Genomic DNA, 25,193 nt, shown 5'->3' with positions numbered 1-25,193 from the left:
CGGTCGGTCAGGTCTGTACGGATGAATCCTCGCGCGTTTCCGGGCCGGGCGGGCTGCCGGGGTCGGGCAGGTGGCGGCGGCTGTGGACGCCGGTGACCGCCAGGCAGAGCAGGCCCACCCCGGCCATGCCGACCAGCAGCGCCGGGTAGGAGGCGCGCCCGGCCGTACCGGCCAGCAGCAGCGGGGTGAGGAAGCCGCTGGAGGTGGTGCTCTGGTAGAGCGCGGCGGACGTCGGTCCGGCGGGGCCGCGCCCGGCGTCGGCGCTCGGGGCGGTGAGGCGCTCCACCTCGTGCAGGCCCGCGCCGAGGGTCAGCCCGTACCCGGTGCCGAGCACGACCGCGGCGGCCAGCACCAGTCCCACCGAGTCGCGGTCGGCGGCCAGCGCGCCGAGCAGCAGTCCGGCGATCACCGTCGCCATCGCGGTGAGGGTGGCCCGGGCGCTGCCCGCGTCGTCCAGCCGGGCCGCGAAGGGCTGGGCGAGCACCCCCATGGCGAGCGTCAGGGCCGCCACCAGACCGCTGAACAGCGGTGCGTAGCCCGGCAGATGGTGGGCGACCAGCGGCGGCAGCACCACGTAGCCGACGGTCGCGGCGCCCAGTACGGCGGGGCTGGCGGGCAGCACGACGTAGCGGAACCGGGGGTGCCGCACGGCCGCGCGGTGGTGCTCCGAGGGCCGGGCCGGGCGGCGCACCGCGGCCGTGTCCGGGAGCCGGCCGGTGGCCCGCAGGACCAGCAGACAGGCCGCGGCGTGGGCGAGGCAGGGCACGGCCGTCGGATCGGGCAGCCACTCCGAGAGGACGCCGGAGGCCAGCGCACCGGCCGAGAAGCCGATCCCGGTGGCGTACATCGCGCGGCGCGCGGAGGCCACCGGGGACGTCCCGGGGCCGGAGAGCTCCCGGAGCCAGGTCGTCCCGGCCAGGAACACCAGCCCGGCCGCGAAGCCGGTCGCCAGCCGGGCGACGTACCCGGTCGGCTCGTCCGCCAGGGCCAGCAGCGCACTGGCGGCCGCCGACAGGGCGAGCCCGGCCCGCACCGTGCGCCGGCGCCCGTACCGGTCCGCGGCCGGGCCGCCCAGCAGCAGCCCGGGCACCAGCCCGACCAGGTACACCGAGAACATCGCGGCCAGCGACACCGGCGACCAGTCGGTGTGCACCCGGTAGACGCTCGCCAGCGCGGTGAACTGGTTCGCGCCCCAGGCGGCGACCGCCACGGCGGCCGCGGCCGGTGTCCAGCGGGCGGTGCGCACGTGCGGGGTCTCCTCGGACGGGTTCGCTCGGACGGGAATCCGGCGGCGGTGGGCCGCCCGTCCAGTGTCCTGTCCGGCATCGTCGCAGGTCAAAGAGGTGGTACCAGTCGTCCGATCGGCGCGGCCGATCGAACGGGACGGGCCCTGAGCCCCGGCTAGCCGCCGTCCCCCACCGCCAGCACGACCGCGCTCGCCGCGCCGCCGGGTGTCTCGTAGCTCACCGTCTCCCCGGCGTGGCGGCCCAGCAGCGCCTTCCCGAGCGGGCTGTCGTACGTCACCAGGGTCAGCTCGCGCTCCTCGGCCAGCTCGGAGATCTCGACGGTCTCCTCCTCGCCGTCCGAGAACCGCACGGTGACCGTCGAGCCCACCCCGATCACGTCCGTGGACGGCGGCCCGGCCGCCTCGGCCTCCCGCAGCCGCCCCTCCAGCACGGCGATCCGCCGGTCCAGCCGCGTCACGTCCGAAGCCCGCTGCAACTCGTCCGCCGCGTCGGCGCGGTCCCCCACCGGATCCTCCCCGCGCAGGGTCGCCGCCACCTCCCCCCGCTCCGCCCGCAGCTGCGCCAACTCCTCCTGCACGGCACGCAGCCCCTCGGCACTGATCGGTTCCGGCCCACCGCTCATCGCACGCTCCCGGGTCTCTGAGGGAACACCCAAACACCGGTCGCCTCTCATTACCCCACCCCGCCGAACCCCCGGCAAATCCTCGGCCGGGCCGTGCGTCAGCGGGCGAGCGGCTCCGCCCGGGCGAGCGGCTCGGCCAGTGCGACCGGTTCGGCCCGGGCCACCGGTTCGGCCAGGGCGGCCGGTTCGGCCCGGGCGGCCGGTTCGGCCGGGACGACCGGTTCGAGGAAGCGGCTGGGGGCGCCGTGCCAGGAGACGGAGAGGGCCTCGCGGGCGCGGGTGCAGGCCACGAACAGCAGGTTCAGCTCCCCGTTGAGGTCCTCCCGGTGCTGCTGCGGGTCGGTGTCCTCCGGGGTGAGCGCGTTGCCGTTGGGCACCATGGCGTCGCCGACGCCGACCACGGCGACGCAGCGGAACTCCAGCCCCTTCATCCGGTGCATGGTGCCGATCCGCACGCCGGGGGCCGGCGCGCTGCCGAGCAGGTGGGCCGGGGTGCCGGCCTGCTCCAGTGCCCGGGCCGTGTCGCGGCCGAGCTGGGCGGTGCGGGTGGCGACGCCGATGTCCTCCGGGCCGACCCCCGAGGCGGTCCACGCCGCGATGCGGGCGACCAGGGCCCGGAGCTCCTCGGCCTGGTCGGCGTGGCCGTGCGCCTCGGGCTGCGCGCCGTGCAGGGTCGAGTGGTAGCCGACCAGCGACTCCTCGCCGCCGTCCAGGTCGTCCGGCCGCTCGCCGGTGAGCAGCGAGGCGGCCCAGCTCAGGATCTCGTGCGTGGTGCGGTAGTTGACGCGCAGCCGGGAGGACCGGCCGACCACCTGGATGCCGAGCGAGCGCAGCGAGACCTTGTTGCCGTAGATCCGCTGGTGGGGGTCGCCGGCGAGGAACAGGTCGTCCGGTCCGGGGGCGGCGAGCGCGCGCAGGAAGCGCCACTGCGCGGGATGCAGGTCCTGCGCCTCGTCGACCACCACGTGCCGGAACGGGCGTTCGCCCCGTTCGTCGAGGGCCCGGGCGGCGTGCGCGCAGACCTGGAGGAAGGTCCGCTCCCCGCTCTGCCGCAGCTCCTCCTCGAACGCGGCCACCGTGCGCCACAGTTGGGCCCGTTGCAGCGGGCCGAGCGCGGTGCCCCGGCCGGTCCGCGGGGCCTTGAGGTACTGCTCCGGGCTCTCGATCGCCTGGGCCAGGACGACCTGGCGCCACTCCTGGTCCAGGAAGACGTCGGTGAAGTCGACCCCGAGCCGCTGCCCGACCCGGCGCCAACGGGCCAGCACCGCACGCTGGTTGAACAGGATCTTCAACGGGGCGCCGCCGAGCGAGCGGCGCAGCACCTCGTTCGCCAGGGCGTCGACGGTGACCACCCGGACCTTGGCCCGGATCCGCGCGTCGGTGATCAACAGGCCCAGGCAGCGCTCCAGTTCGGCGGCCAGGTCCTTGGTGTAGGTGGTGAGCAGCACCGACCCGTCGGGGGCGTCGGCGGGCAGCCGGCGGGCCAGGTGGTAGGCCCGGTGCAGGGCGACGACGGTCTTGCCCGTCCCGGGGCCGCCGGTGACCCGGGCCGGGCCCTGGTACGAACCCCGGTAGGCGATCCGGTACTGGGCCGGGTGCAGGAAGATCCGCCAGGCGTCGAAGGGGCGCTCCAGGATCTCCTGGAGCTCCTCGGGCCCGGACACCAGGGCGACCCGGCCGCGGGCGTGGGCCATCGCCGACACCAGTTCGTCCCCGGGCCGCCCGGTGCCCACCGGGTCCGCCGCCCGCGCGTACGCCTGGACGATCTCGCGGTCGATCTCGGCCGGTTCCATCCCGCTGGCCAGCCCGACCAGCACGTCGAACTGCTGCTCCGGCAGGACCCGGTGGAGCGCCTCCAGGTGCGCCTCGTCGGGCAGCAGCCGGATGATCGGCAGGATCTCCTCCTCGATGCCCAGGCTGCGCAGGACCTTGTCGGAGCGGTCGGCGAACAGCCGCTGGGGCTCGTCCGAGGCCCGGGCCCGCAGTGAGGCGGAGGCGCGCTCCAGGGCGACGTCGTTGCGGATCTCGACGCCCTGGGTGGCGGCGTTCACCGAGGCGCGGTGCTTGAGCGCCCAGTCGTTGGCCTTGTCGTGGGGGAGCACCTTGAGCAGCAGGTAGCCGTCGCCCCGGTCGGCCTTGAGGACGACCCCGCGCCAGAAGTCGGTGATCCGGATCGTCCGGATCCGCGGGTCCCGCTGGTGGGTGAGCTTCTCCAGGTGCGCGCCGGCGTGGGTGGCCCCGGTGAACTTCTCGAAGGTCTCGAAGACCCGCCGCTGCACCGAGCGCTCCAGCGCCGCGAACTCCATCAGGAAGTCCCGGTGCATCCCCAACGTCGCCACCCGGGCCCCCTCGCGCCTCGTCCGGATCTTCGATGCGCCCACTCTACTGGGGCACTTGGGGGTGGCGGTGATCACCTTCCGGGGCGGGGCGGTGGGGGAAAGCGCAGGTGGGAGCGGTGGGGTGGCGGGGCCGGGGAGGGACCGGCGGTCGGGCCGGAAGCGGGCGAAGCTACCATGTGGGCAACACCCTCAGCTCGAAAGATGGACTTGTGACTGTCAACGACGACGTGTTCACGGACTGGAAGAACCGCGAGGAGATCGCGGAGTCGATGATCCCGATCATCGGGCGACTGCACCGGGAGAAGGACGTCACCGTCCTGCTCCACAGCCGTTCCCTGGTGAACAAGTCGGTGGTCAGCATCCTCAAGACGCACCGCTTCGCCCGGCAGATAGCCGGCGAGGAGCTCTCGGTCACCGAGACGATGCCGTTCCTGGACGCGCTGACCACCCTGGACCTCGGCCCCTCGCAGATCGACCTGGCGATGCTCGCCTCGGCCTACCGGGCGGACGACCGGGGCCTGTCGGTGGCGGAGTTCACCGCTCAGGCCGTCGCCGGTGCCACCGGTGCGAACAAGCTGGAGCGCCGGTCCGCGCAGGACGTCGTGCTGTACGGGTTCGGCCGCATCGGCCGGCTGGTCGCGCGGCTGCTGATCGAGAAGGCCTCGGGCAACGGCCTGCGGCTCAAGGCCATCGTCGTGCGCAACGGCGGCGGCGACGACCTGGTCAAGCGCGCCTCGCTGCTGCGCCGGGACTCGATCCACGGCCAGTTCCAGGGCACGATCACCGTCGACGAGGCGAACAACAAGATCGTCGTCAACGGCAACGAGATCACGGTGATCTACTCCAACGACCCGAGCGAGGTCGACTACACGGAGTACGGGATCAAGGACGCGATCCTGATCGACAACACCGGTCGCTGGCGTGACCGCGAGGGCCTGTCCAAGCACCTGCGCCCCGGCATCGCCAAGGTCGTGCTGACCGCCCCGGGCAAGGGCGACGTGCCGAACATCGTGCACGGCGTCAACCACGACATGATCAAGCCGGACGAGCAGATCATCTCCTGCGCCTCCTGCACCACCAACGCGATCGTCCCGCCGCTCAAGGCGATGGAGGACGAGTACGGCGTCGTGCGCGGCCACGTCGAGACCGTCCACTCGTTCACCAACGACCAGAACCTGCTGGACAACTACCACAAGGCCGACCGTCGCGGCCGCTCGGCGCCGCTGAACATGGTGATCACCGAGACCGGTGCCGCCTCGGCCGTCGCCAAGGCGCTGCCGGACCTCAAGGCGAAGATCACCGGCAGCTCGATCCGGGTGCCCGTCCCGGACGTCTCCATCGCGATCCTGAACCTCCAGCTCAAGCGGGAGACCACCCGCGAGGAGGTCCTGGACCACCTGCGCGAGATCTCGCTGACCTCGCCGCTCAAGCGGCAGATCGACTTCACCGACTCGCCCGACGCGGTGTCCAGCGACTTCATCGGGTCGCGCCACGCCTCGATCGTGGACGCCGGTGCGACCAAGGTCGACGGCGACAACGCGATCCTCTACCTGTGGTACGACAACGAGTTCGGCTACTCGTGCCAGGTCGTCCGGGTCGTGCAGTACATCTCGGGTGTCGAGTACCCGACCTTCCCGGTGTCGGCGGGCTGATCCGTCGGGCGGGACCTCGCGGCGGGGCGGTGACCTTCGGGTCGCCGCCCCGCCGGCCTTTGGGGCCCGGTGCGGGGAGGGGCGGTCAGGCGCCGGCCAGGCCCGCGTCCGGGACCTTGCCCGACTGCGCCTGCTCGATGCGGTTGACCAGCATCACGGCGAACCGCCGGGCGGCGGGCAGGTCCACCGGCCCGCCCTCGGTGGTCACGCTCGCCACCACGGTGCCCGAGCGCACCACGATGCTCACCCCGTCACCGTCCGCCAGCGGCCCGACGAAGGCCTGGCTCTCGCTGCCCACCGCCGGAGCCTCGACCTTCTTGAACGGCCCGACCGGGTAGGAGGCGAACGTCTCCTTCGCCCGGTTCTTCGCGGCGTCCCGACTGGGCAGGGTCTCCACCAGGAAGCGGGTCACCAGGTCTCCCGAGGAGAACCGGACCGACGCGCTGAGCGGCTTGCCGCTGCACGGTGCCGAGGCCGTGCAGGTCACGGCGTGGTCGGCGGTGTCGACCTTGCGCTTCTCCTCCTGCCACCCGGCCATCGCCTTGGCGTCCGGCAGCACCTGCCCGACCACCTTGTCGTCCAGCAGCGGAGCCTCCAGGTCCGCGCTGGGCGCCGCCGCCGGCGGTGCCGTCACCCCGCCGCCCGCCCCGGCCGCGGGCGCCGAAGCCCCGGCGGCCCCACCGGGCGAGGGAGCCCCGGCCGTCGTCGCGGTGCCACCCGTCGCCGTACCACCGGGAGTCGGCGCCGCACCACTCGGGACGGCACCGCTCGCCACCGCCGAACCGGGCGCCGCCGCGGCCCCCTTGCCCGGCTCCGACCCTCCGGACGAACACCCCGCCAGCACGCCGGCCAACAGTCCGGCCGCCACCACGGCGGTGACCCGCCGACCACCCATCCCCATGCGCCCACTCCCTTACGGCTGTCCGTGACCCCTCAAGATAGCGACCGCCCTGCACACGAACCGCCCCGCCCCGGGCATCACCGGCCCGCCTCGGGGCTTACGGGCAGGGCCCGGGTCGCACGGGCAGGCCCCGGGTGTCACGGGCAGGCGGGCAGTTCGTGGAGGCCGAGGGCGAGCAGGGTGTCCAGGGCGCAGTGGGGCACCAGCCAGCCCGGGAGCGGGCCGGCCGGACCGGTCGCGGCGGCGCAGGCGACGGTGAGGGCGGCCTCGGCGGCGAGCAGGCCGTCGGCGAGGACGAAGGCGATGCCGTCCACCGCGTCCGGCCCGACCAGGATCCGGGCGTGCTCGATCCGGGCCCCGGCGGGCAGGCCGCGGGCCAGCCCGTCCCGGACGGCCTCGGGGGAGGGCGGGTGCGGGACCGGGCGGTCGGGGCGGTCGGGGGCGCGGAGGTGGAAGCGAATGGCGTGCACGTGACCCAGCCTGACGGATCGTCGACGCGGGCGGCACCGAGCCCGCTGTCAGAAAACTGTCAGGCAGCAATATGTCACCCGTTCCCGGGCTCCGCCGCCCCCGGCCCCGGGCCGCGCTGGGCTGGGCAAACGGATGTCGGTCGGCCGTGATATGTACTCACCTGGGGCGGTCACTGTGCGGCCGTGCGATAGATGCCGATGATGTTCGAGGGGGCCACACACATGCCGCTGTTCCGACGCCGCTCGGGCGGGGAGGGCGAGCCCGGCGCGCAGGACCGGGCCGGTCGCCGCGGGTTCGGGCTCGGGCTGGGCAGGCGGGCCGCCGAGGCGCCGGCGGCCGAGCGGGGGCCCGCGCCTCGGCTCGACCCGGCGTACGGCGACGAGTCCGTACGGCTGCTGCTCGGGCAGGCCGCCGCCGGGGACTGGACGGCGCTGCGCCCCGCGCTGGCCGCCGCGACCGGCGCCGAGCTGACCTTCCTGGTCGGCGCGGTCTCCGACGTCCCCGGGGTCGAGCAGTGGACGGCCCGCGCGGTGGCGGACGCCCCGGGCGACGCGCTGCTGCTGCTGCTCTCCGGCGCCCGGCACGTCACCTGGGCCTGGGAGGCGCGCAGCGGCGCCCGGGCCAAGCACGTCAGCGAGGAGCAGTGGAAGCTGTTCCACCAGCGGCTGGACGTCGCCGAGGAGCAGCTGCTGGAGGTCGCCGAGCGGGAGCCCGGCTGGCTCGCCCCCTGGTACTTCCTGCAGATCAGCGCGCGCGGCGCCTCGCTCGGCGAGGAGGTCGCCACCGCCCGCTTCGAGGCCGCGGTGCGCCGGGTGCCCGGGCACCCGGGCTCGCACCGCCAGCGCCTGCAGCAGCTGTGCGCCAAGTGGGGCGGCTCGCACGAGGCCATGCACGAGTTCGCCCGCTCCGCCATGCTGGCCGCCCCCGAGGGCAGCCCGCTGGGCGAGCTGGTGGCGCTCGCCCACCTGGAGCGCTGGCTGGACCTCCCGGACGGCGAGGACCACGCCTACCTGTCCAGCCCCGCCGTGGTGGCCGAGTTGCAGGAGGCCGCGTTCCGCTCCGTCCTGCACCCGGACTTCGTCCCGGAGCGCGGCTGGCAGTCGAGCTTCAACACCTTCGCGATGGCCTTCTCGCTCGCCGACCAGCGCAAGACGGCTCGGCTGCTGTTCGACGCGCTGGACGGCCTGGTCACCGAGTCGCCCTGGCACTACCTGGCCGGAGACCCGGTCACGGCCTTCCGTGCCCACCGGGACCGCTGCGCCGGGTACTGACCCGCGCCGCCGCCCCCGTACGGCGCCCCCGTACGTCACCCGCACGTCACCCCCGTACGTCACCCCTTCCGCATTCCGCGACCGAAAGAGCCTCCGGTGTCCCCAACCGACAACCCGACGAGTGCGCACACCTTCCAGGTGGACCTGCGCGGCCTGGTGGACCTGCTCTCCCACCACCTCTACTCCAGCCCGCGGGTCTACCTGCGCGAGCTGCTGCAGAACGCGGTGGACGCGATCTCCGCCCGCCGCGCCTTCGACCCCGGGGCGCCGGCCGCCATCACCGTCCGGGCCGACGACGAGCTGTCCGTCACCGACACCGGCATCGGCCTGACCGAGCAGGACGTCCACACCTTCCTCGCCACCATCGGCCGCAGCTCCAAGCGCGACGCCGACGGCGGCCTGGACGGCGACGGCCTGGCCAGGGCCCGCGGCGACTTCATCGGCCAGTTCGGCATCGGCCTGCTGGCCTGCTTCGTGGTCGCCGACGAGATCACCGTGGTCACCCGGCACGCGGGCAGCCCGGACGCGCCGGTCATCGAGTGGCGCGGCCTGTCGGACGGCAGCTACACCATCCGCACCCTGCCCGCCTCGGCCAGGCCCGAGCCGGGCACCACCGTCACCCTCGCCCCGCGCACCGACGCCGCCGAGTGGACCCGCCCCGCCCGGGTGCTCACCCTGGCCCGGGACTTCGGCAGCCTGCTGCGCCACGACGTCACCGTGATCGACGCGGGCGGCACCGAGCACCCGGTCAACCGCACCCCGCCGTGGGCCGAGCGGCACGGCTCCCCGCTGGCCCGGCGCGACGCGCTCGCCGAGTACTGCCGGAGCACCTTCGACTTCGTCCCGCTCGACACCATCGAGCTGGACCTCCCGCTGGTCGGCCTGCGCGGCGTCGCGTACGTGCTGCCCGATGCCGCCCCGCCCTCGCGCCGTCACGGCCACCGGGTGCACCTCAAGGGCATGCTGCTCTCCGACCAGGCCGACGAACTGCTGCCGGACTGGGCGTTCTTCGTCCGCTGCGTGGTGGACACCGACGGGCTGCGCCCGACCGCCTCGCGCGAGGGCCTGTACGCCGACGAGACGCTGGCCGCCGTCCGCGACGCGCTCGGCGCCCGGATCCGCGACTGGCTCACCGGCCTGTCCGCGAGCGACCCGGCGCTGCTGCACCGCTTCCTCTCCGTGCACCACCTGGCCGTCAAGGAACTCGCCCGCTACGACGACGAGTTGCTGCGGATGATGCTGCCCTGGCTGCCGTTCGAGACCACCGACGGCAACGTCACCCTGGACGAGTTCGCCCGCAGCCACCCGGTGGTGCTGGTGACCCGTACGGTCGAGGAGTTCCGTCAGGTCGCCCCGGTCGCCGGTGCGGCCGGGCTCGGCGTGGTCAACGGCGGCTACACCTACGACCGCGACCTGGTGCACCGGCTGCCCGAGATACGCCCCGGCGTCTCGGTCGCCGACCTCGACCCGGGCACCGTCACCGCGCACCTGGACACCGTCGACCCGGCCGCCGAACTGGCCGCCGCCACCTTCCTGGCGATCGCCCGCGAGGTGGTCGGCCGGTTCGACTGCGACGTCGCCCTGCGCAGCTTCCACCCGACCAACGCGCCCGCCCTGCTGCTCGACAACCGGGAGGCCCGGCACGAGCGCACCCGCGCCCAACTCGCCGACGAGGCCGACGGGTTGTGGGCGGACATCCTGGGCTCGCTGCGCGCCGAGGCGCCCCGCGCCCAGCTGGTGCTGAACCACCTCAACCCGCTGGTACGCCGCGCCGCCGGAGTCACCGACCACGACCTGGCCGTCACCGCCGTCGAGGCGCTGTACGGACAGGCCGTGCTGATGACCCGCCGCCCGCTCAAGGCCAGCGAGTCCGCGCTGCTGAACCGTTCGTTCATCAGCCTGCTCGACCACGCGATGCTCGGCCACGAGGCGGCCGGCCCGGACCACGACGGCCCGAAGGAGGCGTGATGCTGGACACCCCCGCCGCGGTGATGGCCGCGCTGCGCGAGAACGACGCCCGCCCGTACGGCCGCACCCGCACCGTCACGGCCGAGGAACTCGTCGAGGCCGCCGAGCAGTTCGAGGACACCGAGGTCCGCTCGATGGCCCTGCTCGAACTCATGGAGGCCTACGAGTACGACGGCGAGAGCAACAAGAGCCCGGTCGTCTTCGCCCGCATCCTCAAGCTGTGGGACCAGGACCCGGACGGCTTCGGCGACTGGGCCGAGCAGCAGGTGTTCTGGCGCTTCAAGTGGGTGGCCGGCTCGCTGCGGGACAACCCGGACGTTCCGCTGGCCGCCGTCGAGCGCTGGCTCACCGAACTGCGCGACCGCTACCGGGCGGCCGGCCACGGCCTCCAGCCGTACTACGCCCAGCGCTACCACCTGGCCCGGCACACCGGCGTCGGGGTCCAGGACGCCTACGAGCTGTGGACGGCCCGCCCGCGCACCGAGCTGAGCAACTGCCACGCCTGCGAGACCCGTGCCCGCGCCCGGCACTTCCTCGACCTCGGTGAGGACGCCCGCGCCCTGGAGACCCTCGCCCCGGTGCTGAGCGGCCGCAGCAGCTGCGCCGAGGAGCCGTGCCTCAGCCAGTCCGTCGCGCTGCTGCCGCTGCTGCGGCTCGGCCGGCTCGACGAGGCCCGCTCCACCCACCTGACCGGCTACCGGGCCGCCCGCGGCAAGGCCTCCATGCTGGCGGCGGTAGCCCGGCACATCGAGTTCTGCGCGCTGTCCGGCAACGAGCCGCGCGGGCTGGAACTGCTCGCCGAGAACCGCGACCTGTTCGCGGTCACCGGGGAGCCCGGCGCCCGGCTGGACTTCCTGACCGGCGTCGAGGTGCTGATCGCCGCCCTGGCCGCGGCCGGGCACGGCGAGCTCGCGGTCAGCGGCCCGGCCGGCCGCAGCTGGACGGTCGACACCCTGCTCGCCCACCTGCGCACCGAGGCCGACGCCCTGGCCGCCCGCTTCGACGCCCGCAACGGCACCGACACGGTCGGCGCCGCCCGGCGGGACCGGCTGGCCGTCCGGCCGCTGCTGGCCGAACCGCTGGCGCTGGGCGTACGGGCCGTCGCCGCACCGGAGTTGACCGGCGCGGCCCCGGCCGCCGCCCCGCTGCGCACCGTCGAGGCCGAGCCGGAGGACTTCGCCGCCCTGGTGCTGCGCGCCCGCGAGCTGGAGCTGCTCGGCCACCCGGACGGCGACCGGCTGTGGAAGCGGGTCGCCGAGCGCGCCGCCGCCCCGGACTTCACCCACCCGGAGCACGCCGAACTCGGCGGCCCGGAGCGGCTGCGCGCCGAACTCGCCGAGCAGCGCGCCCACGAGGCGCTCCAGCGGGACGACCACGCCGAGGGCGCGGCCGGCCTGCTGGCGGCCGCCGAGCTGTTCGAGCAGGCCGGGCTGCCCGGCCCGGCCCTGATGGTCCGCACTCGGACGCTGGTCGTCGAACTCGGCGAGGTCGAGGGCGCGGTGGCCGACTGGCCGGCCCTGGACGCCGCGCTGGCCCGGGCCGGGGAGCTGCACGCCGCGGGCGCCATGACGGACGACGACTACCTGATCGTCCTGCAGTCGCTCGCCTACGCCGCCCACCACGACCTGGTCGAGGCGCTGCCCGAGCCGTCCGCCGGGACGGTCGCGCGCTTCGAGGCGGCCGTCGGCGGCTACCGGCGCGCGGCCGTCGAGCTGGGCTCCGCCCGCCGGGCCGCGACCTCCCGGCAGTACGTCGCCGACGCCGCCGCCCGGCAGGGCCGGTCGGCCGAGGCGGCGGCCGAACTGCGCGAGGTGCTGGCCCAGTTGGACGCCGCCGAACTGCCCTGGCACACCCCGCGGGTGCTCGGCCTGCTCGGCCAGGTGCTGCTCCAGGGCGGCGAGCCCGGCCAGGCGGTCGAGGTGTTCCACCGGGCGCTGGCCGAGGCCGTGCGCTGGGGCGACGACGCCTACCCGTACGCGCCGACGTACATGCTGCTCGGCCACGCGAGCCTGGGGGTCGAGGACTTCGGCGGGGCGGTCCGGGCGCTGTCCGAGGCCGCCGCGCGCTTCGACCGGCTGGGCGCCGGGGCGGTCGAGGACGCGGCCCGGGTGCGGCTGCAGCTCGCCGAGGTGCTGCGGGGCACCGGCCGGGACGCCGACGCGGTGGCCGTGCTGGAGTCCGTCCTGGACGCCTCGGCCTCGACCGCCGGCCTGGACGCCCGGATGGTCGCCCAGGCCCGGCTGGACCTCGCCCGGGGCCTGGTCGAGCTGGCGGAGTACCGGGACGCGGCCGAGGAGTACCTGCGGCTGGCCGAACTGGTCGCCGGCTGGGAGGACCAGGAGACCCACACCATGGTCGCCTGCGAGACCGCCCTGACGCTGGCCCGGGCGGGCAGCTGGGAGGCCGCCGAGGCCGCCCTCGGGCGGGCCCGGGAGGCGCACCGGAAGGCCCCGCAGGTCGACCGACTGGCGGCTACGCTGCGGGAGTTGGCCCAGCTCACGATGCGCGAGCGGGGCGGCCCCGAGTGGCTGGACGCCGCGCTCGCCCTGCTGGCCGAGGCCGACGCGCTCGGCGAGGCCGCCGAGCGGCACGGGCAGGAGCACACCGCCTGGTACCTGCGCGGCGGTTCGCACTACGCCCGGGCGCGCTGCCTGGCCGTCGCCGACCGCTTCGAGGAGGCGCTGGCCGAGGCCGAGCGGGCCGTCGAGGTCTACGGCGAGCAGGGTGAACCGGCCGGGGCGCCGCAGCCGGAGTCGCTGCGGGCCGAGGCGGTCCGGCTGGCCGCGCTGATCGAGGGCGGCGACCTCGACCGCCCGAAGGCCGCGGTGAAGCGGTTGACCGCGGCGATCGCCCGCGCCGAGGCGGCCGGCCTGACCGAGGCGCCGCAGGTGCTCGCCGAGCTGCGGGGGCGGATCGCCGGCCACTGAGCCGGGGCTCCCCGGGGCCGTTCCCGGGTACGCGGTGAGGGGCGGGCGTCCACGACGCCCGCCCCTCACCGCGTTCCGGCGGGGTCAGCAGGGGCCGTCGTCACCCCAGACGCCCCACTGGCCGCTGGCGCTCGGCACCTCGTTCAGCGTCCACCACTTGGCGTGGTAGTTGCGGCCGTTGTACGAGACCTTGGCGCCCGCGGTGTACGTGGTACTCGGGCTCCACGCGGGGGCGGTGCAGGTGCCCGGGGTGGTCGGGGGCGTGGTCGGCGGGGTGGTCGGGGGAGTGGTGGGCGGAGTGGTGGGCGGGGTCGCCCCGGCGAACTTCACGGTGTACTTGGTGAAGTCCCAGTCGCTCTGCGCCACGCTGGAGCAGGAGCCGGACAGGCCCGGGTCCACCGGCCCGGTGCACTGGCGGTCCCGGTTGACCGACCAGAAGGTGTAGCGGGCCAGGCCGTGCGCGGTGGCGAAGTCCAGCACGCTCTGGAAGTCGGCCTGGCGGAAGTACTCGGCGGCGTCGGTGCGGCCGTTCATCATCGACACGCCCTCGTGGGCGTACGCGGTGGCCTCGCTCCAGCCGAAGGTGGTCTGCAGGATCTGGTTGAACTTCACCAGCGCGTCGGTCTGCGCCGCGGCGCCGTTGAAGCCGCCGTCGAACGGCATGATCGAGTAGTTGTTCGGCGTGAAGCCCTGCGACTTGGCCTCGTTGAGCATCTGGGTGCCGAACCAGCCGGTGCCCGCGTTGGTCCCGGCCGTGGTGATGGAGATGTACAGGCCGGGGTTGTTCTGCTGGAGGATGCGGGCCGCGCCGATCTCGTTGTGGATGGCGGCGGTGTTCTCGTACTCCGGCTCCTCCAGGTCGAAGTCGATCGCCTTGAGGCCGTACCTGGTGATGACCTGCTGGTACCCGGCGGCGGTCGCCTCCGGGGTGCCGCAGACCTGGCCGAGCTTGGTGCCGCCGTACCCGCCGACCGACACCGAGACGTCCCCGCCCTTGCCGCGGACGGTCTGGATGACGGCGGGCATGGTGGTGTCGGAGCCGATCGGGGAGGTGCCGCCCCAGGCGGGCGAACAGCTGTTGCCCTGGGCGAGGACGAAGGCCAGCTGGAAGGCCTTCTGGCCGGTGGCGTCCATCACGGCGGCGGCGTCCGGCGGGCTGTTGTCCTCGGGCATCAGGTACGGCGCCGAGGCGTACCAGTTGCTGCCCAGTCCGGCGGTGGCGGTGGTGCCGGCGGCGCCGGTGGTGGAGGCGGAGGCCGGGCCGGTGCCGGCCAGGGCGGCGAAGCCGCCGGCGACCAGGCCGAGCACGCCGGCCACGGCGAGGGCGGCCCGGGATCTGCGGGTGGTCGGTGCGGTGCGTGGCTGTGGGGGAAGTACGCGTTGCATCGGGGGGCCTTTCCGGGAAACGTGCGTGGGGGAGGGCCCGTGCGCGCCGGAGGTGGGGGTGGCGCGGGCAGGCCGAACTGTCCCGGGGCGTGGGGTGGTTGCCCAGAGCTCCCACTGGTATAGACCTGTCTCGGAGGGCCGGTCAAGGGTCCGGCGGGGCGGGAGTCGGGCGGGGTCCGGGTGGGGGCGGAGTGGGGGCGGAGCGGGGTGACGGAAGGGGAATCCGATGCTCCGGATCAAAGCTCGATGATCCTCGAACTTGGTCTAGACAAGTTCTCGAACGGTCGGTTAGCTTTCGGACCACGAGATCTCGTGAGTAAGTGCACAGCCTCTCCAGTCCACCTTCCCGAGCGGAGGAAAAAATGGTTCAGGCGATTCTCAACCTGGTCGACCGGGCGGTTTCCGGCGGACGCAAGGCGCAGGCCGCCGACGCGTATTGCCAGTGCCCGGCCGGCACCACCACCAACTGCGTCGGTGAGACGCTCTACGTCCGGGAGTGCTGCTCCTGGAACTGTGCCGCCGCCCCCACCTGCATCACCTACGCGATCGTGGGCGGCTGCTGACCCGACCGGCTCGGCCGACTGATCCGGCCGGCTGACACACGGCCGCCGGTGCCCCCGCCCTGCGTCGGCGGGGGCACCGGCGGAGGGGGAGTCATGACCGCATACCTCTTGCTCGGCTGCCGCGCCGTCATCGCGGTGGTGTTCGCCCGGTCCGCCTGGGCCAAGCTCCGCGCCCGCCGCGACTTCCGGTCCGCGCTGCGCGCGATGGCCGTCCTGCCGCCCCGGCTGACCGGCGCCGCGGCGGCCGCAGTGCCGCTGGCCGAGGCGCTCCTCGCCCTGCTGGTCTGGGTGCCCGCACCCGTCGCCAGCTGGGCCTTCGCCGCGACCGGCGGACTGATCACGCTCTTCGCCGCCGTGCTGGTCCGGCTGCTGCGGCAGGGCGCCGACGTCTCCTGCCCCTGCTTCGGAGCCTCCGGCGTACCGGTCAGCCGGGCGCACGTGGCCCGCAACCTGGTGCTGCTCGGCGTCGCCGCGGCGGGCCTCGCCGCGGCCGCCGCCCCCGACCCCGGCGGCGGCCCGGGCGCGGCCGGGGCGGCGGTGGTGCTGCTGGCCGCCGGCTTCCTGAGCGCCCTGATCATCGCCACGGACACCCTGATCGAACTCTTCTCGACGGCCCGCTGAGCCGTCGCCCGAACCGCGGCCGCCGAGCTCTCCGCCCGGCACCGGGGGCCGTACCCCGGTGGAAAACGGGCCCTACCTCCCTGAATCCCCCTTAGTCCGGAACGAGGCGCGAAACCGTAATGTCCACGCTTTTCATCGTCCTCATCGGTGGCATTTCCCTGTTCAATCTGATGCTGACCCTGGCGCTCGCCCGGAAAATCAACAACAACGGTTCGCCGACCTCCTTCGGAAATGTCCGGGTCGGTGTTTCCATGCCCGATAACCGACTTCCCGACGGCACCCCGATGCCGGAATTCCGGGCGGTGTCCGAAACGGACGGAGAAGTCACCCGGGCCGACCTCGCCGGGGCGCCGGCGGTGGTCGGCTTCTTCTCCGGCAGCTGCGGACCCTGTCTGGAGCAGGCGCCCGACTTCGTCAAGGCGGTCACCGGCTTCCCCGGCGGCCGCGGGCAGGTGCTGGCCGTGGTCAAGGGCAGCGGCCCGGTGGTCGCCGAACTGCGCACCCTGCTGGAGCCGGTGGCCCGGGTGGTGGTGGAGCCCGCCGGCGCCCTGCCCGGCTCCACCGCCGAGGCGTTCGGGATCGTCCGCTGGCCCAGCTACGTCGACATCGCCGCCGACGGCCGGATCACCAACCACCTCGCCCCGGGCGAACTCGTCCTCCCGACCACCGCGCGATGAGCACCCCCTGGTCCGCCGGCCCCGGCGCCGAGCAGCCCGGGGCCGGCCGGGCCCTGCGCTCGGCCCTGGCCGCCTGCGCGCTGGCCTGGCGCTCCGGCCGGGCGGCACTGCTGCTCTCGCTGCTCTGCGGGGTGACGGCCGGTCTGCTGCCCGCCGTCGCCGCCCTGCTGGTGAGCCGGCTGTTCGACGAACTCGGCGGTGCCGCACCCGGCTCGACCTCCGGCTCGCCGACCGGCACCTGTGTGCTGCTGATCGTGGTGAGCCTCGGCCTCGCACTCGCCCCCGCGCTCAGCGAGTACACCCGGGCCCGCTCCGGGCGGGCGATCCGGCTGCGGGTGCAGGAGGAACTGTTCCAGGCCGTCAACCGGCTGCCCGGGCTGCGCCCCTTCGAGGACCCGCGGTTCCAGGACCGGCTGCGGCTCGCCCAGCAGGCCGGCGGCGCCGCCCCGGACATCCTGGTCGGCGCGGCCTTCGGCAGCCTCCAGGCGCTGATCACCGTGCTCGGCTTCCTCGGCACCGTCTTCGTCGTCGGCCCGCTGCTCGGCCTGCTCACCCTGCTGCTGACCCTGCCCCTGGTGCGCAGCCAGCTGGCGGCCGGCCGCCGCCGGGCCGCCGTCCTGGGCGAGACCATGGCCCGCAGCCGGCGCCAGTCCTTCTACGGCAGCCTGATCGCCGACGTCGACGCGGTGAAGGAGATCCGGCTCTTCGGCCTCCAGGACTTCCTGCGCGGGCGCGCCCGGCGCGAACTGCTGGCCGTCAACGGCGCGGAGGAGCGGACCGACCGGCAGAACCTCGCCCGCCGGCTGCCCGCCTCGCTGCTCGGCGTCGGCGTCTACGCGCTCGGCCTGCTGTGGGCGGTGCGCGCCGCCCGGCACGGCGAACTCTCGCTCGGCCAGGTCTCGATGTGCCTGGCCGCGGTGGCCGGCGTCCAGACCGGCGTCGGCCAGCTCGCCGCCAGCGGCGCCTCCGCCTACCAGGCCGCCCTCACCTTCGACCACTACCGGGCGCTCGGCCAGGCCCCGCCCGACCTCGCCCCGGCCACCGACCCGCGGCCGCCCGCCGCGCTCACCGGCACCGTCGAGTTCCAGGACGTCTGGTTCCGCTACCACCAGGACGCGCCGTGGATCCTGCGGGGCGTCGACCTGACCCTGCGGGCCGGCGCCGTCACCGCCCTGGTCGGCCTCAACGGCGCGGGCAAGAGCACCCTGGTCAAGCTGCTGTGCCGGCTCTACGACCCGGACCGCGGCCGGATCCTCTGGGACGGCGTCGACATCCGCGAGTTCCCGCCCGACGAGTACCGGCAGCGGATCGGCGTCGTCTTCCAGGACTACTGCCGCTACGACCTGACGGCGGGGGAGAACATCGGCCTCGGCCGGCTCGCCCACCTCGACGACCCGGACCGGATCACCGCCGCCGCCCGCGCGGCCGGCATCCACGAGCGGGTGCAGCGCCTCGACGGCGGCTACGGCGCCCTGCTCAGCCGGATCTTCCTGCCGGAGGGCACGGACGCCGGCTGGGGTCGTTCACTGTCCGGCGGGGAGTGGCAACGGCTCGCCGTGGCAAGGGCGTTCATGCGGCGCGACGCCGACCTGATGATCCTGGACGAACCCAGCGCCGGGCTCGACGCCGCCGCCGAACAGGAACTCCACGACAACCTCCGGGAGTTGCGCCGCGGCACCGGCAGCCTGGTGATCTCGCACCGGCTGAGCACGGTGCGCGAGGCCGACCGGATCGTGGTGCTCGGCGCGGGGCGGGTGGTCGAGGAGGGGACGCACCGGGCGCTGATGGCGCGCGGCGGCCCGTACGCGGAACTGTTCACCCTGCAGGCGTCCGGCTACCAGGACGCCGCCGTGCCGGCCCCGTCGGCCGGCTGACCGGAGGAGGCGGAGCGATGCGGCTGTTCCTGGTACTCGGCCTGGCGGCGCTGGCCGCACCGGTGGCCGGGCTGGTGCTGCTGCGCACCGCGCTGTCCGTGGTCGTGGTGGCGGGGCCGAGCATGAGCCCGGCGCTGCGGCCCGGGCAGCGGGTGCTGGTCCTGCGGCGCGGCCTGGCCCGGCTGCGGGCGGGGCGGATCGTGGTGGTCGCGCCGGACGGGCTCGTCCCGGCGGGTGGTGCTCCGGCGGGTGGCGCTCCGTCGGGTGGTGCTCCGGCGACCCGGCGGCCCGCGCGGTTGCTGGTGAAGCGGCTGGCCGCGCTGCCCGGGGAGCCGGTTCCGCCGCCGGTCCGCCCGGTGCTCCCGGCCGGCACCGTACCGGGCGGGCATGTGGTGCTGTTGGGCGACAACCCGGACTTCAGCACCGACTCCCGGCTGTGGGGCGCGGTGCCCGCGGACCGCGTGGTGGGGGTGGTCCTCGACCGGGTGCGGCTGCGGGGCTGAGCGGCCCAGCCGGGTCCGGCCGCCGCCGCGAGGACCGGTACCCGCTCAGGCCGGTGCGGCCGCGGCCGGGACCAGGCCCGCCCCCACCCCGGCGAGCAGTCCGCCGACCGCCGGGGACCAGGGGCGCCCGGTCGGCCCGGTGAGGGTGAGGGTGCGGTGCACGGCCGGCCGGATCGGCACCAGGACGCACTCCGGCGGCAGCATCGTCACGGCCAGCGCGGGCATCACCGAGACGCCGACGCCCGCGTGGACCATGCCGATCAGGGTGTTGAGGTCGCGGATCCGGTGCCGGGGCGTGAAGCGGGTGCCGGCCCGCCGGTAGGCCTCGCGGATGTGGCGTTCGCAGCCGCCCTCCGAGAGCAGGAAGTCGTCGTCCGCCAACTCGCCGACGTGGACGGTCTGCTGGCCGGCCAGCGGGTGGTCACGGCGCAGCAGCGCGTGCATCGAGTCGGCGCCGAGCGCGACCGCGCCGGGCGGCAGCGGGCCGGCGTCGACCAGGACGGCGGCGTCCACCGTGCCGGCCTCCAGCCAGGTGGCCAGTTCGGCGTCCTCGCCCTCGAAGACCCGGACGGTGACCTGCGGGTGCGCCGCCTTCCAGTCCCGCAGCAGCCCGGGCAGCAGGGCCTGGCAGACGGTGGTCGGCGCGGCCAGCCGTACGGTGCCGGTGAGGCCGCCGCAGTGCCGGGTGGCGATGGTGCGGACGGCCGCCGCGGAGGCGACGGCGGTGCGGGCGTGCGGCAGCACCTGCTCGCCGAGCGGGGTGGGGCGGCAGGGCGCGCCGCGCCGCAGCACGGGGGCGCCGAGCGCGCGCTCCAGGGCTGCGACGGCGTGCGAGACGGCGGACTGGCTGATGCCCAGCTCGTCGGCGGCCGCGCCGAAGCCGCCGGTGTCGGCGACCGCGACCAGCGCCCTGAGCTGGGCCAGATTGACCTCCGAGGCCATGAGACTCCCTCATCCTCCGTGCATCGCCACTTGTTGGACTCATGCTCCGTCGGCGGGCCACCCTCTGTCCAGGACGCGGGAACGGGCCGCGCGACGGACACGGGAACGGGACGGGGAGGTGGTCGGGGTGCGGCGCTGGTGGCCGGGCTTCGTAGCACTGTCGGCGATCTGGGGCGCCAGTTTCGCCCTGATCAAGGTGGCGGTCGACGCGGGGGTGCCGCCGGTGTGGGTGGCGCTGTGGCGCAGCCTGCTGGGCGCCGCCACGCTGTGGGCGGTCCTGCTGCTGCGCGGCGGGCGGGCCCCGCGCGACCGGGCCCTGTGGGGCCACTCGGCGGTCGTCGCGGTGCTGCTCAACACGGTGCCGTTCGCCCTGTTCGCCTTCGGCGAGACCAGGGTGAGCTCGGTGCTCGCCGGGGTGCTGAACGCGACCACCCCGCTGTTCACCCTGCTGTTCGCGGTGCTCACCGTGCCCGCGGAGCGCCATCCGGGGGTCCGGCGGCTGGCCGGCCTCGGGCTCGGCTTCGTCGGCGTGCTCACCGTGCTCGGGGTGTGGCGCGGCTTCGGCCCGGGGGCGACCGCCGGCGCCCTCGCCTGCCTGGCCGCCGCCTGCTGCTACGGCGCGGGCTTCGGCTACCTGCGCCGCTTCCTGTCCGGCCGCCCGGAGTCGGTCACCACCCTCTCCGCCGTCCAGATCACCTGCGCCACCGCCGAACTGGCCCTGGTCGCCCCGCTCGCCGCCGGTGCCCCGCACTGGCCGGGCGGCTCGGCGGCCTCCGCCCTGCTGGTGCTCGGCGCGCTCGGCACCGGGCTGGCGTACCTGCTCAACCTCGGCCTGGTCCGCACCGCCGGCACGGCCGTGGCCTCCGCCGTCACCTACGTCATGCCGCTGTGGTCCACCGCGCTGGGCGCCGTCCTGCTCGCCGAGCCGGTCGGCTGGAACGCCCTGGCCGGCGGCGTCCTGGTGATCGCCGCAGTCGCGCTCACCCGCCCGCCCGGGACCCCGTCGGCCGCGGCCGCCCCGCCTCGGGTGGCGCCTGCCCGGCCCCGGCGCTCGGTCGGGTGATCGGGCTGACGTTCGGTGGCCGGTGGATTACGGGTCGTGCCCGGAGGGCCGCTAGGGTGGCCCCCGTGGTGAGGTCGTGGGATGCGGCGGTCCAGCGGGCGCAGGACCGGTTGGCGGCGGGGGTGCGGTTGCGGGCCTTCGTCGAGGGCGAGGAACAGCGGTTCGCCCGTTGGGACTTGGCGTCCCTGCTGGAGGGCGAGCTGGGCGAGCTGGTGGACCCGGACGGGCTGGACCGGCCCGCCGAACGGGGCTGGCGGGAGCGGCTGGGGGAGAGCGGCCGGGACTGGCCGGGCGGGGAGCTGTACCGGCGCCGGTACTGGGTCCTGGACGGGCGGGGCGAGGTCGTCGGCACGGTCGCGGTGGACAACTGGACCAAGGGCCCGAGCCAGCTCGCGGTGTCCTCGCTCTACCTGCGGCCGCAGGCGCGCGGGCAGGGGCTGGCCGCCGCCGCGCTGGACGAGGTGTACGCGGCGGCCACCGCCGAGGGCCTGCCGGGCTTCCGGCTGGAGGCGCACTGGAGCTGGCAGTCGGCGGTCCGCTACTACCTGCGCCGCGGGCTGTGGGTGGTGGGCTGGAAGCGCTCGCTGTCGTTCGCCCGGATGCCCCAACTGCCCTCGCACCGGGTGCGGGAGGAGGACGGGCGGCTGCTCCTGCTGGTCGCGGACCGGCAGCGCGGCTGGGTGCCGATACTGGCCGCCGGGCAGGAGGGCCGCTGGCTGCGGCTGGACGAGACGGCGGACTACCGGGGCTGCGACGGCTGGGTGCACGAGTACGCCCGGTCGACGCTGGCGCTGTACCTGGCGCTGGCGGGCCGGCCGCTGGTGCGCGGGCCGCAGTGGTGGGCGGAGGCCTGGCGCTGGGCGGAGGCGGGCGAGCCGGAGGGCCTGGCGGCCAGGATCGAGGAGATCGAGCGGACCGCGCGGGCGGCGGGCCGCACCGTGGCCGGACCGTACCGCCCGGTGGTGCTGCCGCAGGCGTCACCGCTGGTGTCCCCGCGGCTGGCAGACTCGGGGGATGGCTGAGATCGAGATCGACGGCGCGCCCGCGGACCCGGCGCGGCTCGCCGCGCTGGGGCTGCTCAACTACGGGCACTTCACCACTCTGCGGGTCGAGGGGGGCGCCGTCCGCGGCCTGGAGCTGCACCTGGACCGGCTGGTCCGGGACTGCCGGGCGCTGTTCGCCGTCGAGTTGGACCGGGCGGTGGTCCGGGAGCGGATCCGTGCGGCGCTGCCGGCCGACGGCGGGCCGGGGATCGTCCGGGTGACCTGCTACGACCCCGCGCTCGGCCTGGAGCGCCCCGCCGCCCCGGCCGCCCCCGTCCTGCTGGTGACCACCCGCCCGGTCGGCGCCGTGGCACCGGCCCCGCTGCGGGTGCGCACGGTGGCCCACCGGCGGGAGCTGCCGACGGTGAAGCACGTCGGCCTGTTCGGTCTGGTGCACCACCGCCGCGCGGCCCAACTCGCCGGGTATGACGATGTGTTGCTCACCGACGGGGGCGGTCTGGTGACCGAGGGGGCGACCTGGAACGTCGCCTTCCTGGCGGGGGAGCGGCTGGTGCTGCCCGCCGGCCCGGCGCTGCCCGGCGTCACCGAGGCGCTGCTGAGCGGCGCGTACGACGGTCCGCAGGTCCGCGAGCCGGTCCGCGTCGACGAGTTGGCGCTCTTCGACGCGGCCTTCGCGCTGAACGCGGGCGTCGGCCTGCGGCCGCTCGCCGCCGTCGACGGCACCGCCTTCGACCCGGACCACCCGCTGCTCGCGGACCTGCGCGCCGCCTACCTCGGGATCGCCGCCGACCGGGTGTAGGCGCCGTCCGGGTGTGGGTGCCGTCCGGGCGGATCACCCGGACGGGTGACAAACCCCGCGCGAAACCGGCGCAACGGCACGGACGACCTGCCCGGAGCCCTTGGGTGCAGCCGATCCTGAGGTGGGATCAGCTACGCTCTCGCCCGCCCCGCCCGAGCCGTCGAAGCAGAGAGTAGCCACGACATGAGCAGTCCTCCTGCCGCCCCCGCGCCCCGCTGGCCGCTGGTCCTCCTGCGCGTCACCGCCACCACGCTGGCACTGCTGGCCCTGCTCCAGACCATGCTCGCCGGCAGCTTCCTCAACGGCACCTACGACTCCCTCAAGGACCACGAGGACAATTCGAGGCTGCTGGCCGCCGTGGTGGTGGTCCAACTGGTGGTGGCCGTGCTGGTGCGCCGGCCCGGTGGCGGGCCGCGCTGGCCGCTGTGGACCACCGCCCTGCTCGCCGTCGCCGTGACGGGGCAGATCGGCGCGGGCTACGCCCGGTCGATCGGGCTGCACGTCACCCTCGGGGTGCTGCTGGTCAGCGGCATCCTGTTCGGCCTGGTCGGCGCCTGGCGGCTGCCGCTGCCCGCCCGGGAGGGCCTGCCCGAGGCGGGCCCGGACGGCGGCGGACGGCTGCCGCGCCCCGGCGGGCCGGTGGCGGTGGAGCGGTGAACCGCCGCCGCTTCCTCGGCATCGGCGCCTCGGTGCTCGGCGCGGGCGCGTTGGCCGCCGTCGCCGTCCCGTCGGCGGCGTACCTGTTCGCGGAGGGCCTCCCCGGGCGGCTGCTCGGCAGCGACCTGGAACTGCCCGCGGCCTTCCAGGTCCCGCTGCCGGTGCCGGCCGTGCTCCGGCCGGTGCGCAGCGACGGCGGCAACGACTACTACGAGATCACCCAGCAGGTCGCGATGCTGGAGATCCTGCCCGGGGTGCGGACCGAGGCCTGGACCTACGGCGGGACCTTCCCCGGCCCGACGCTGGTCACCCGCTCCGGCCGGGCCGCGGTGGTCAAGCACCGCAACCAGCTGCCGGTGCCCTCGGTGGTCCACCTGCACGGCGGGCACACCCCGGCCGACAGCGACGGCTACCCGGTCGACCTGCTGCTGCCGGTCGGCTCCCCCGATCCCGCCGCCTCCGCCGCCTCCGCCGGGGCAGCCGGGTCCGCCGGGGCAGCCGGGGCCGCCGGGTCCGCCGCCCCGGCGATGGACGGCATGGCGGGGATGCCGGGGATGCCGGGGATGCGGCACATGAGCGGCCGCACCGTGGTCGGCGAGCGCACCCACACCTACCCGGGCAAGCAGCGCGCCGCCACCCTCTGGTACCACGACCACCGGATGGGCTTCACCGGCCCCGGCGTCTGGCGCGGCCTGGCCGGGTTCCACCTCGTCCAGGACGACGAGGAGGCCGCCCTGCCGCTGCCGCGCGGCGATCGCGACCTCCCGCTGATGATCACCGACCGCTCCTTCGCCGCCGACGGCTCCTTCAAGTACCCCGCCGCGGACGCCTCGGCGGCCACGCCCGGCGTCACCAACGGCTACATGAACGGCGTCCTCGGCGACGTCATCCTGGTCAACGGCGCCCCGTGGCCGCGCCTGGACGTCGACCGCGCGCACTACCGGCTGCGCCTGCTCAACGCCTCCAACTCCCGGCTCTACCGGCTCGAACTGGACCCGCAGCCCGCCGGCGGCGACGCGCTGGTCCAGATCGGCTCCGACGGCGGCCTGCTCGCCGCCCCGGTCGGCCACGACGGGATCGAGATCGCCCCCGCCGAGCGCTTCGACGTGGTCGTCGACTTCTCCCGCTACCAGCCGGGCACCCAGGTCCGCCTGGTCAACCGCTTCGGCAGCGGGCGAGCCGCCGAGGTGATGCGCTTCGACGTCTCCTCCCGGGCGGTGAACGACGACGCGAAGGTGCCCGACCAGCTGTCCACCGTCGAGCAGTTGGACCCCGCCGCGGCCGTCGCCACCCGCGACTTCGCCTTCCGGCGCAGCGGCAGCGACGGCTGGACCGTCAACGGCGACCCGTACGAGCCCGGGCGCAGCCTCGCCGCCCCCGCCCTCGGCCGGGTCGAGCGCTGGCGCTTCTCCACCGACGTGCACCACCCCGTGCACGTCCACCTCGACCCCTTCCAGGTGGTCGCCCGCAACGGCAAGGACCCGGGCCCGTGGGACGAGGGCTGGAAGGACACCGTGGACCTGCGGCCGGCCGAGACGGTGGAGGTGCTGGTGCGGTTCACCGACTACGCGGGGACGTACATGCTGCACTGCCACAACCTGGAGCACGAGGACATGGCGATGATGGCGGACTTCACGGTGGGCTGAGCCCGGCCGCCCGCCTGCTCCCCGCCCCGGCCCTTCGTTCCTCCGTTCCTCCGTTCCTCC

21 protein-coding genes are annotated in these 25,193 nt (G+C 75.1%); 14 read left to right on the top strand and 7 right to left on the bottom strand.

Annotation, left to right across the window (positions count from 1 at the left end; genetic code table 11):
- Nucleotides 1–7: 7 nt before the first annotated feature.
- From ACIQWA_RS05865 to ACIQWA_RS05855, 3 genes are all read right to left on the bottom strand, one after another.
- Nucleotides 8–1,246 carry an MFS transporter gene (locus ACIQWA_RS05865; RefSeq protein ID WP_402478627.1) on the bottom strand — a complete coding sequence of 413 codons (1,239 nt, stop codon included), beginning with the start codon at nt 1,244–1,246 and terminating at the stop codon, nt 8–10.
- A gap of 155 nt (nt 1,247–1,401) precedes the next feature.
- Nucleotides 1,402–1,869 (bottom strand): GreA/GreB family elongation factor, encoded by a 468-nt coding sequence (locus ACIQWA_RS05860; RefSeq protein ID WP_402478624.1) that lies wholly within the window; start codon nt 1,867–1,869, stop codon nt 1,402–1,404.
- Nucleotides 1,870–1,967: 98 nt separating this feature from the next.
- Nucleotides 1,968–4,208 (bottom strand): UvrD-helicase domain-containing protein, encoded by a 2,241-nt coding sequence (locus ACIQWA_RS05855; protein WP_402478621.1) that lies wholly within the window; start codon nt 4,206–4,208, stop codon nt 1,968–1,970.
- A 209-nt stretch (nt 4,209–4,417) separates the two neighbouring features.
- On the opposite strand from ACIQWA_RS05855, the gene ACIQWA_RS05850 reads away from it, so the two are divergent.
- Complete coding sequence (locus tag ACIQWA_RS05850; RefSeq protein WP_380396634.1) at nt 4,418–5,860, top strand: glyceraldehyde-3-phosphate dehydrogenase; 1,443 nt, start codon at nt 4,418–4,420, stop codon at nt 5,858–5,860.
- 85 nt (nt 5,861–5,945) lie between these two features.
- Here ACIQWA_RS05850 and ACIQWA_RS05845 read toward each other — a convergent pair whose 3' ends face one another.
- Nucleotides 5,946–6,761 (bottom strand): hypothetical protein, encoded by an 816-nt coding sequence (locus tag ACIQWA_RS05845; protein ID WP_402478618.1) that lies wholly within the window; start codon nt 6,759–6,761, stop codon nt 5,946–5,948.
- 137 nt (nt 6,762–6,898) lie between these two features.
- Entirely contained in the window at nt 6,899–7,231 is a 333-nt protein-coding gene (locus ACIQWA_RS05840; RefSeq protein WP_402478616.1) for a hypothetical protein, read from the bottom strand.
- Between the two features lie 222 nt (nt 7,232–7,453).
- Between ACIQWA_RS05840 and ACIQWA_RS05835 the strand changes: the two genes are divergently transcribed.
- The 3 genes from ACIQWA_RS05835 to ACIQWA_RS05825 all read left to right on the top strand — a co-directional run bounded on the left by ACIQWA_RS05835 (nt 7,454) and on the right by ACIQWA_RS05825 (nt 13,398).
- Nucleotides 7,454–8,503: a hypothetical protein gene (locus ACIQWA_RS05835; RefSeq protein WP_402478613.1), complete on the top strand. Its 1,050-nt coding sequence runs from the start codon at nt 7,454–7,456 to the stop codon at nt 8,501–8,503.
- A 96-nt stretch (nt 8,504–8,599) separates the two neighbouring features.
- Nucleotides 8,600–10,471: an HSP90 family protein gene (locus ACIQWA_RS05830; protein ID WP_402478611.1), complete on the top strand. Its 1,872-nt coding sequence runs from the start codon at nt 8,600–8,602 to the stop codon at nt 10,469–10,471.
- Nucleotides 10,471–13,398 (top strand): hypothetical protein, encoded by a 2,928-nt coding sequence (locus tag ACIQWA_RS05825; RefSeq protein WP_402478608.1) that lies wholly within the window; start codon nt 10,471–10,473, stop codon nt 13,396–13,398. The genes ACIQWA_RS05830 and ACIQWA_RS05825 overlap by 1 nt, the downstream gene beginning before the upstream one ends.
- 84 nt (nt 13,399–13,482) lie before the next feature.
- Here the strand turns inward: ACIQWA_RS05825 and ACIQWA_RS05820 are convergent, their stop codons facing one another.
- Nucleotides 13,483–14,784 (bottom strand): carbohydrate-binding protein, encoded by a 1,302-nt coding sequence (locus tag ACIQWA_RS05820; RefSeq protein ID WP_402478605.1) that lies wholly within the window; start codon nt 14,782–14,784, stop codon nt 13,483–13,485.
- A gap of 362 nt (nt 14,785–15,146) precedes the next feature.
- Between ACIQWA_RS05820 and ACIQWA_RS05815 the strand changes: the two genes are divergently transcribed.
- From ACIQWA_RS05815 to ACIQWA_RS05795, 5 genes are all read left to right on the top strand, one after another.
- Nucleotides 15,147–15,347, top strand: a complete 201-nt coding sequence (locus ACIQWA_RS05815; RefSeq protein WP_360241889.1) for a hypothetical protein — start codon at nt 15,147–15,149, stop codon at nt 15,345–15,347.
- A 93-nt stretch (nt 15,348–15,440) separates the two neighbouring features.
- Nucleotides 15,441–15,968 (top strand): MauE/DoxX family redox-associated membrane protein, encoded by a 528-nt coding sequence (locus ACIQWA_RS05810; protein WP_402478602.1) that lies wholly within the window; start codon nt 15,441–15,443, stop codon nt 15,966–15,968.
- A 119-nt stretch (nt 15,969–16,087) separates the two neighbouring features.
- On the top strand, nt 16,088–16,645 hold the full coding sequence (locus ACIQWA_RS05805) for a TlpA family protein disulfide reductase (RefSeq protein ID WP_402478600.1): 558 nt from the start codon (nt 16,088–16,090) through the stop codon (nt 16,643–16,645).
- On the top strand, nt 16,642–18,519 hold the full coding sequence (locus tag ACIQWA_RS05800) for an ABC transporter ATP-binding protein (protein ID WP_402478598.1): 1,878 nt from the start codon (nt 16,642–16,644) through the stop codon (nt 18,517–18,519). Before ACIQWA_RS05805 ends, ACIQWA_RS05800 begins: the two co-directional genes overlap by 4 nt.
- A 17-nt stretch (nt 18,520–18,536) precedes the next feature.
- Entirely contained in the window at nt 18,537–19,022 is a 486-nt protein-coding gene (locus ACIQWA_RS05795) for a S26 family signal peptidase (RefSeq protein ID WP_402478595.1), read from the top strand.
- 45 nt (nt 19,023–19,067) lie between these two features.
- Here ACIQWA_RS05795 and ACIQWA_RS05790 read toward each other — a convergent pair whose 3' ends face one another.
- Entirely contained in the window at nt 19,068–19,964 is an 897-nt protein-coding gene (locus tag ACIQWA_RS05790; RefSeq protein WP_402478592.1) for a LysR family transcriptional regulator, read from the bottom strand.
- Nucleotides 19,965–20,091: 127 nt separating this feature from the next.
- Between ACIQWA_RS05790 and ACIQWA_RS05785 the strand changes: the two genes are divergently transcribed.
- From ACIQWA_RS05785 to ACIQWA_RS05765, 5 genes are all read left to right on the top strand, one after another.
- Nucleotides 20,092–21,027 carry a DMT family transporter gene (locus ACIQWA_RS05785; protein WP_402478589.1) on the top strand — a complete coding sequence of 312 codons (936 nt, stop codon included), beginning with the start codon at nt 20,092–20,094 and terminating at the stop codon, nt 21,025–21,027.
- A 65-nt stretch (nt 21,028–21,092) separates the two neighbouring features.
- Nucleotides 21,093–22,049, top strand: a complete 957-nt coding sequence (locus ACIQWA_RS05780; protein ID WP_402478587.1) for a GNAT family N-acetyltransferase — start codon at nt 21,093–21,095, stop codon at nt 22,047–22,049.
- Nucleotides 22,042–22,830 carry an aminotransferase class IV gene (locus tag ACIQWA_RS05775; protein ID WP_402478585.1) on the top strand — a complete coding sequence of 263 codons (789 nt, stop codon included), beginning with the start codon at nt 22,042–22,044 and terminating at the stop codon, nt 22,828–22,830. The genes ACIQWA_RS05780 and ACIQWA_RS05775 overlap by 8 nt, the downstream gene beginning before the upstream one ends.
- A gap of 183 nt (nt 22,831–23,013) precedes the next feature.
- Nucleotides 23,014–23,487, top strand: a complete 474-nt coding sequence (locus ACIQWA_RS05770; RefSeq protein ID WP_402478582.1) for a hypothetical protein — start codon at nt 23,014–23,016, stop codon at nt 23,485–23,487.
- Complete coding sequence (locus ACIQWA_RS05765; protein WP_402478579.1) at nt 23,484–25,133, top strand: multicopper oxidase family protein; 1,650 nt, start codon at nt 23,484–23,486, stop codon at nt 25,131–25,133. Before ACIQWA_RS05770 ends, ACIQWA_RS05765 begins: the two co-directional genes overlap by 4 nt.
- Nucleotides 25,134–25,193 lie beyond the last annotated feature (60 nt).

This window comes from Kitasatospora sp. NPDC098652 (assembly GCF_044760155.1).
Taxonomy (GTDB): Bacteria; Actinomycetota; Actinomycetes; order Streptomycetales; family Streptomycetaceae; genus Kitasatospora.
Note: the sequence above shows the minus strand (reverse complement) of the source record. Positions and strands in the feature narration are given on the sequence as shown.

Bases quoted from the DNA above. Each gene is read 5' to 3' on its own strand.
- ACIQWA_RS05860 (WP_402478624.1), bottom strand. From the start codon at position 1,869: ATGAGCGGTGGGCCGGAACCGATCAGTGCCGAGGGGCTGCGTGCCGTG.
- ACIQWA_RS05845 (WP_402478618.1), bottom strand. From the start codon at position 6,761: ATGGGGATGGGTGGTCGGCGGGTCACCGCCGTGGTGGCGGCCGGACTG.
- ACIQWA_RS05835 (WP_402478613.1), top strand. From the start codon at position 7,454: ATGCCGCTGTTCCGACGCCGCTCGGGCGGGGAGGGCGAGCCCGGCGCG.
- ACIQWA_RS05825 (WP_402478608.1), top strand. From the start codon at position 10,471: ATGCTGGACACCCCCGCCGCGGTGATGGCCGCGCTGCGCGAGAACGAC.
- ACIQWA_RS05820 (WP_402478605.1), bottom strand. From the start codon at position 14,784: ATGCAACGCGTACTTCCCCCACAGCCACGCACCGCACCGACCACCCGC.
- ACIQWA_RS05815 (WP_360241889.1), top strand. From the start codon at position 15,147: ATGGTTCAGGCGATTCTCAACCTGGTCGACCGGGCGGTTTCCGGCGGA.
- ACIQWA_RS05810 (WP_402478602.1), top strand. From the start codon at position 15,441: ATGACCGCATACCTCTTGCTCGGCTGCCGCGCCGTCATCGCGGTGGTG.
- ACIQWA_RS05805 (WP_402478600.1), top strand. From the start codon at position 16,088: ATGTCCACGCTTTTCATCGTCCTCATCGGTGGCATTTCCCTGTTCAAT.
- ACIQWA_RS05800 (WP_402478598.1), top strand. From the start codon at position 16,642: ATGAGCACCCCCTGGTCCGCCGGCCCCGGCGCCGAGCAGCCCGGGGCC.
- ACIQWA_RS05795 (WP_402478595.1), top strand. From the start codon at position 18,537: ATGCGGCTGTTCCTGGTACTCGGCCTGGCGGCGCTGGCCGCACCGGTG.
- ACIQWA_RS05790 (WP_402478592.1), bottom strand. From the start codon at position 19,964: ATGGCCTCGGAGGTCAATCTGGCCCAGCTCAGGGCGCTGGTCGCGGTC.
- ACIQWA_RS05775 (WP_402478585.1), top strand. From the start codon at position 22,042: ATGGCTGAGATCGAGATCGACGGCGCGCCCGCGGACCCGGCGCGGCTC.
- ACIQWA_RS05770 (WP_402478582.1), top strand. From the start codon at position 23,014: ATGAGCAGTCCTCCTGCCGCCCCCGCGCCCCGCTGGCCGCTGGTCCTC.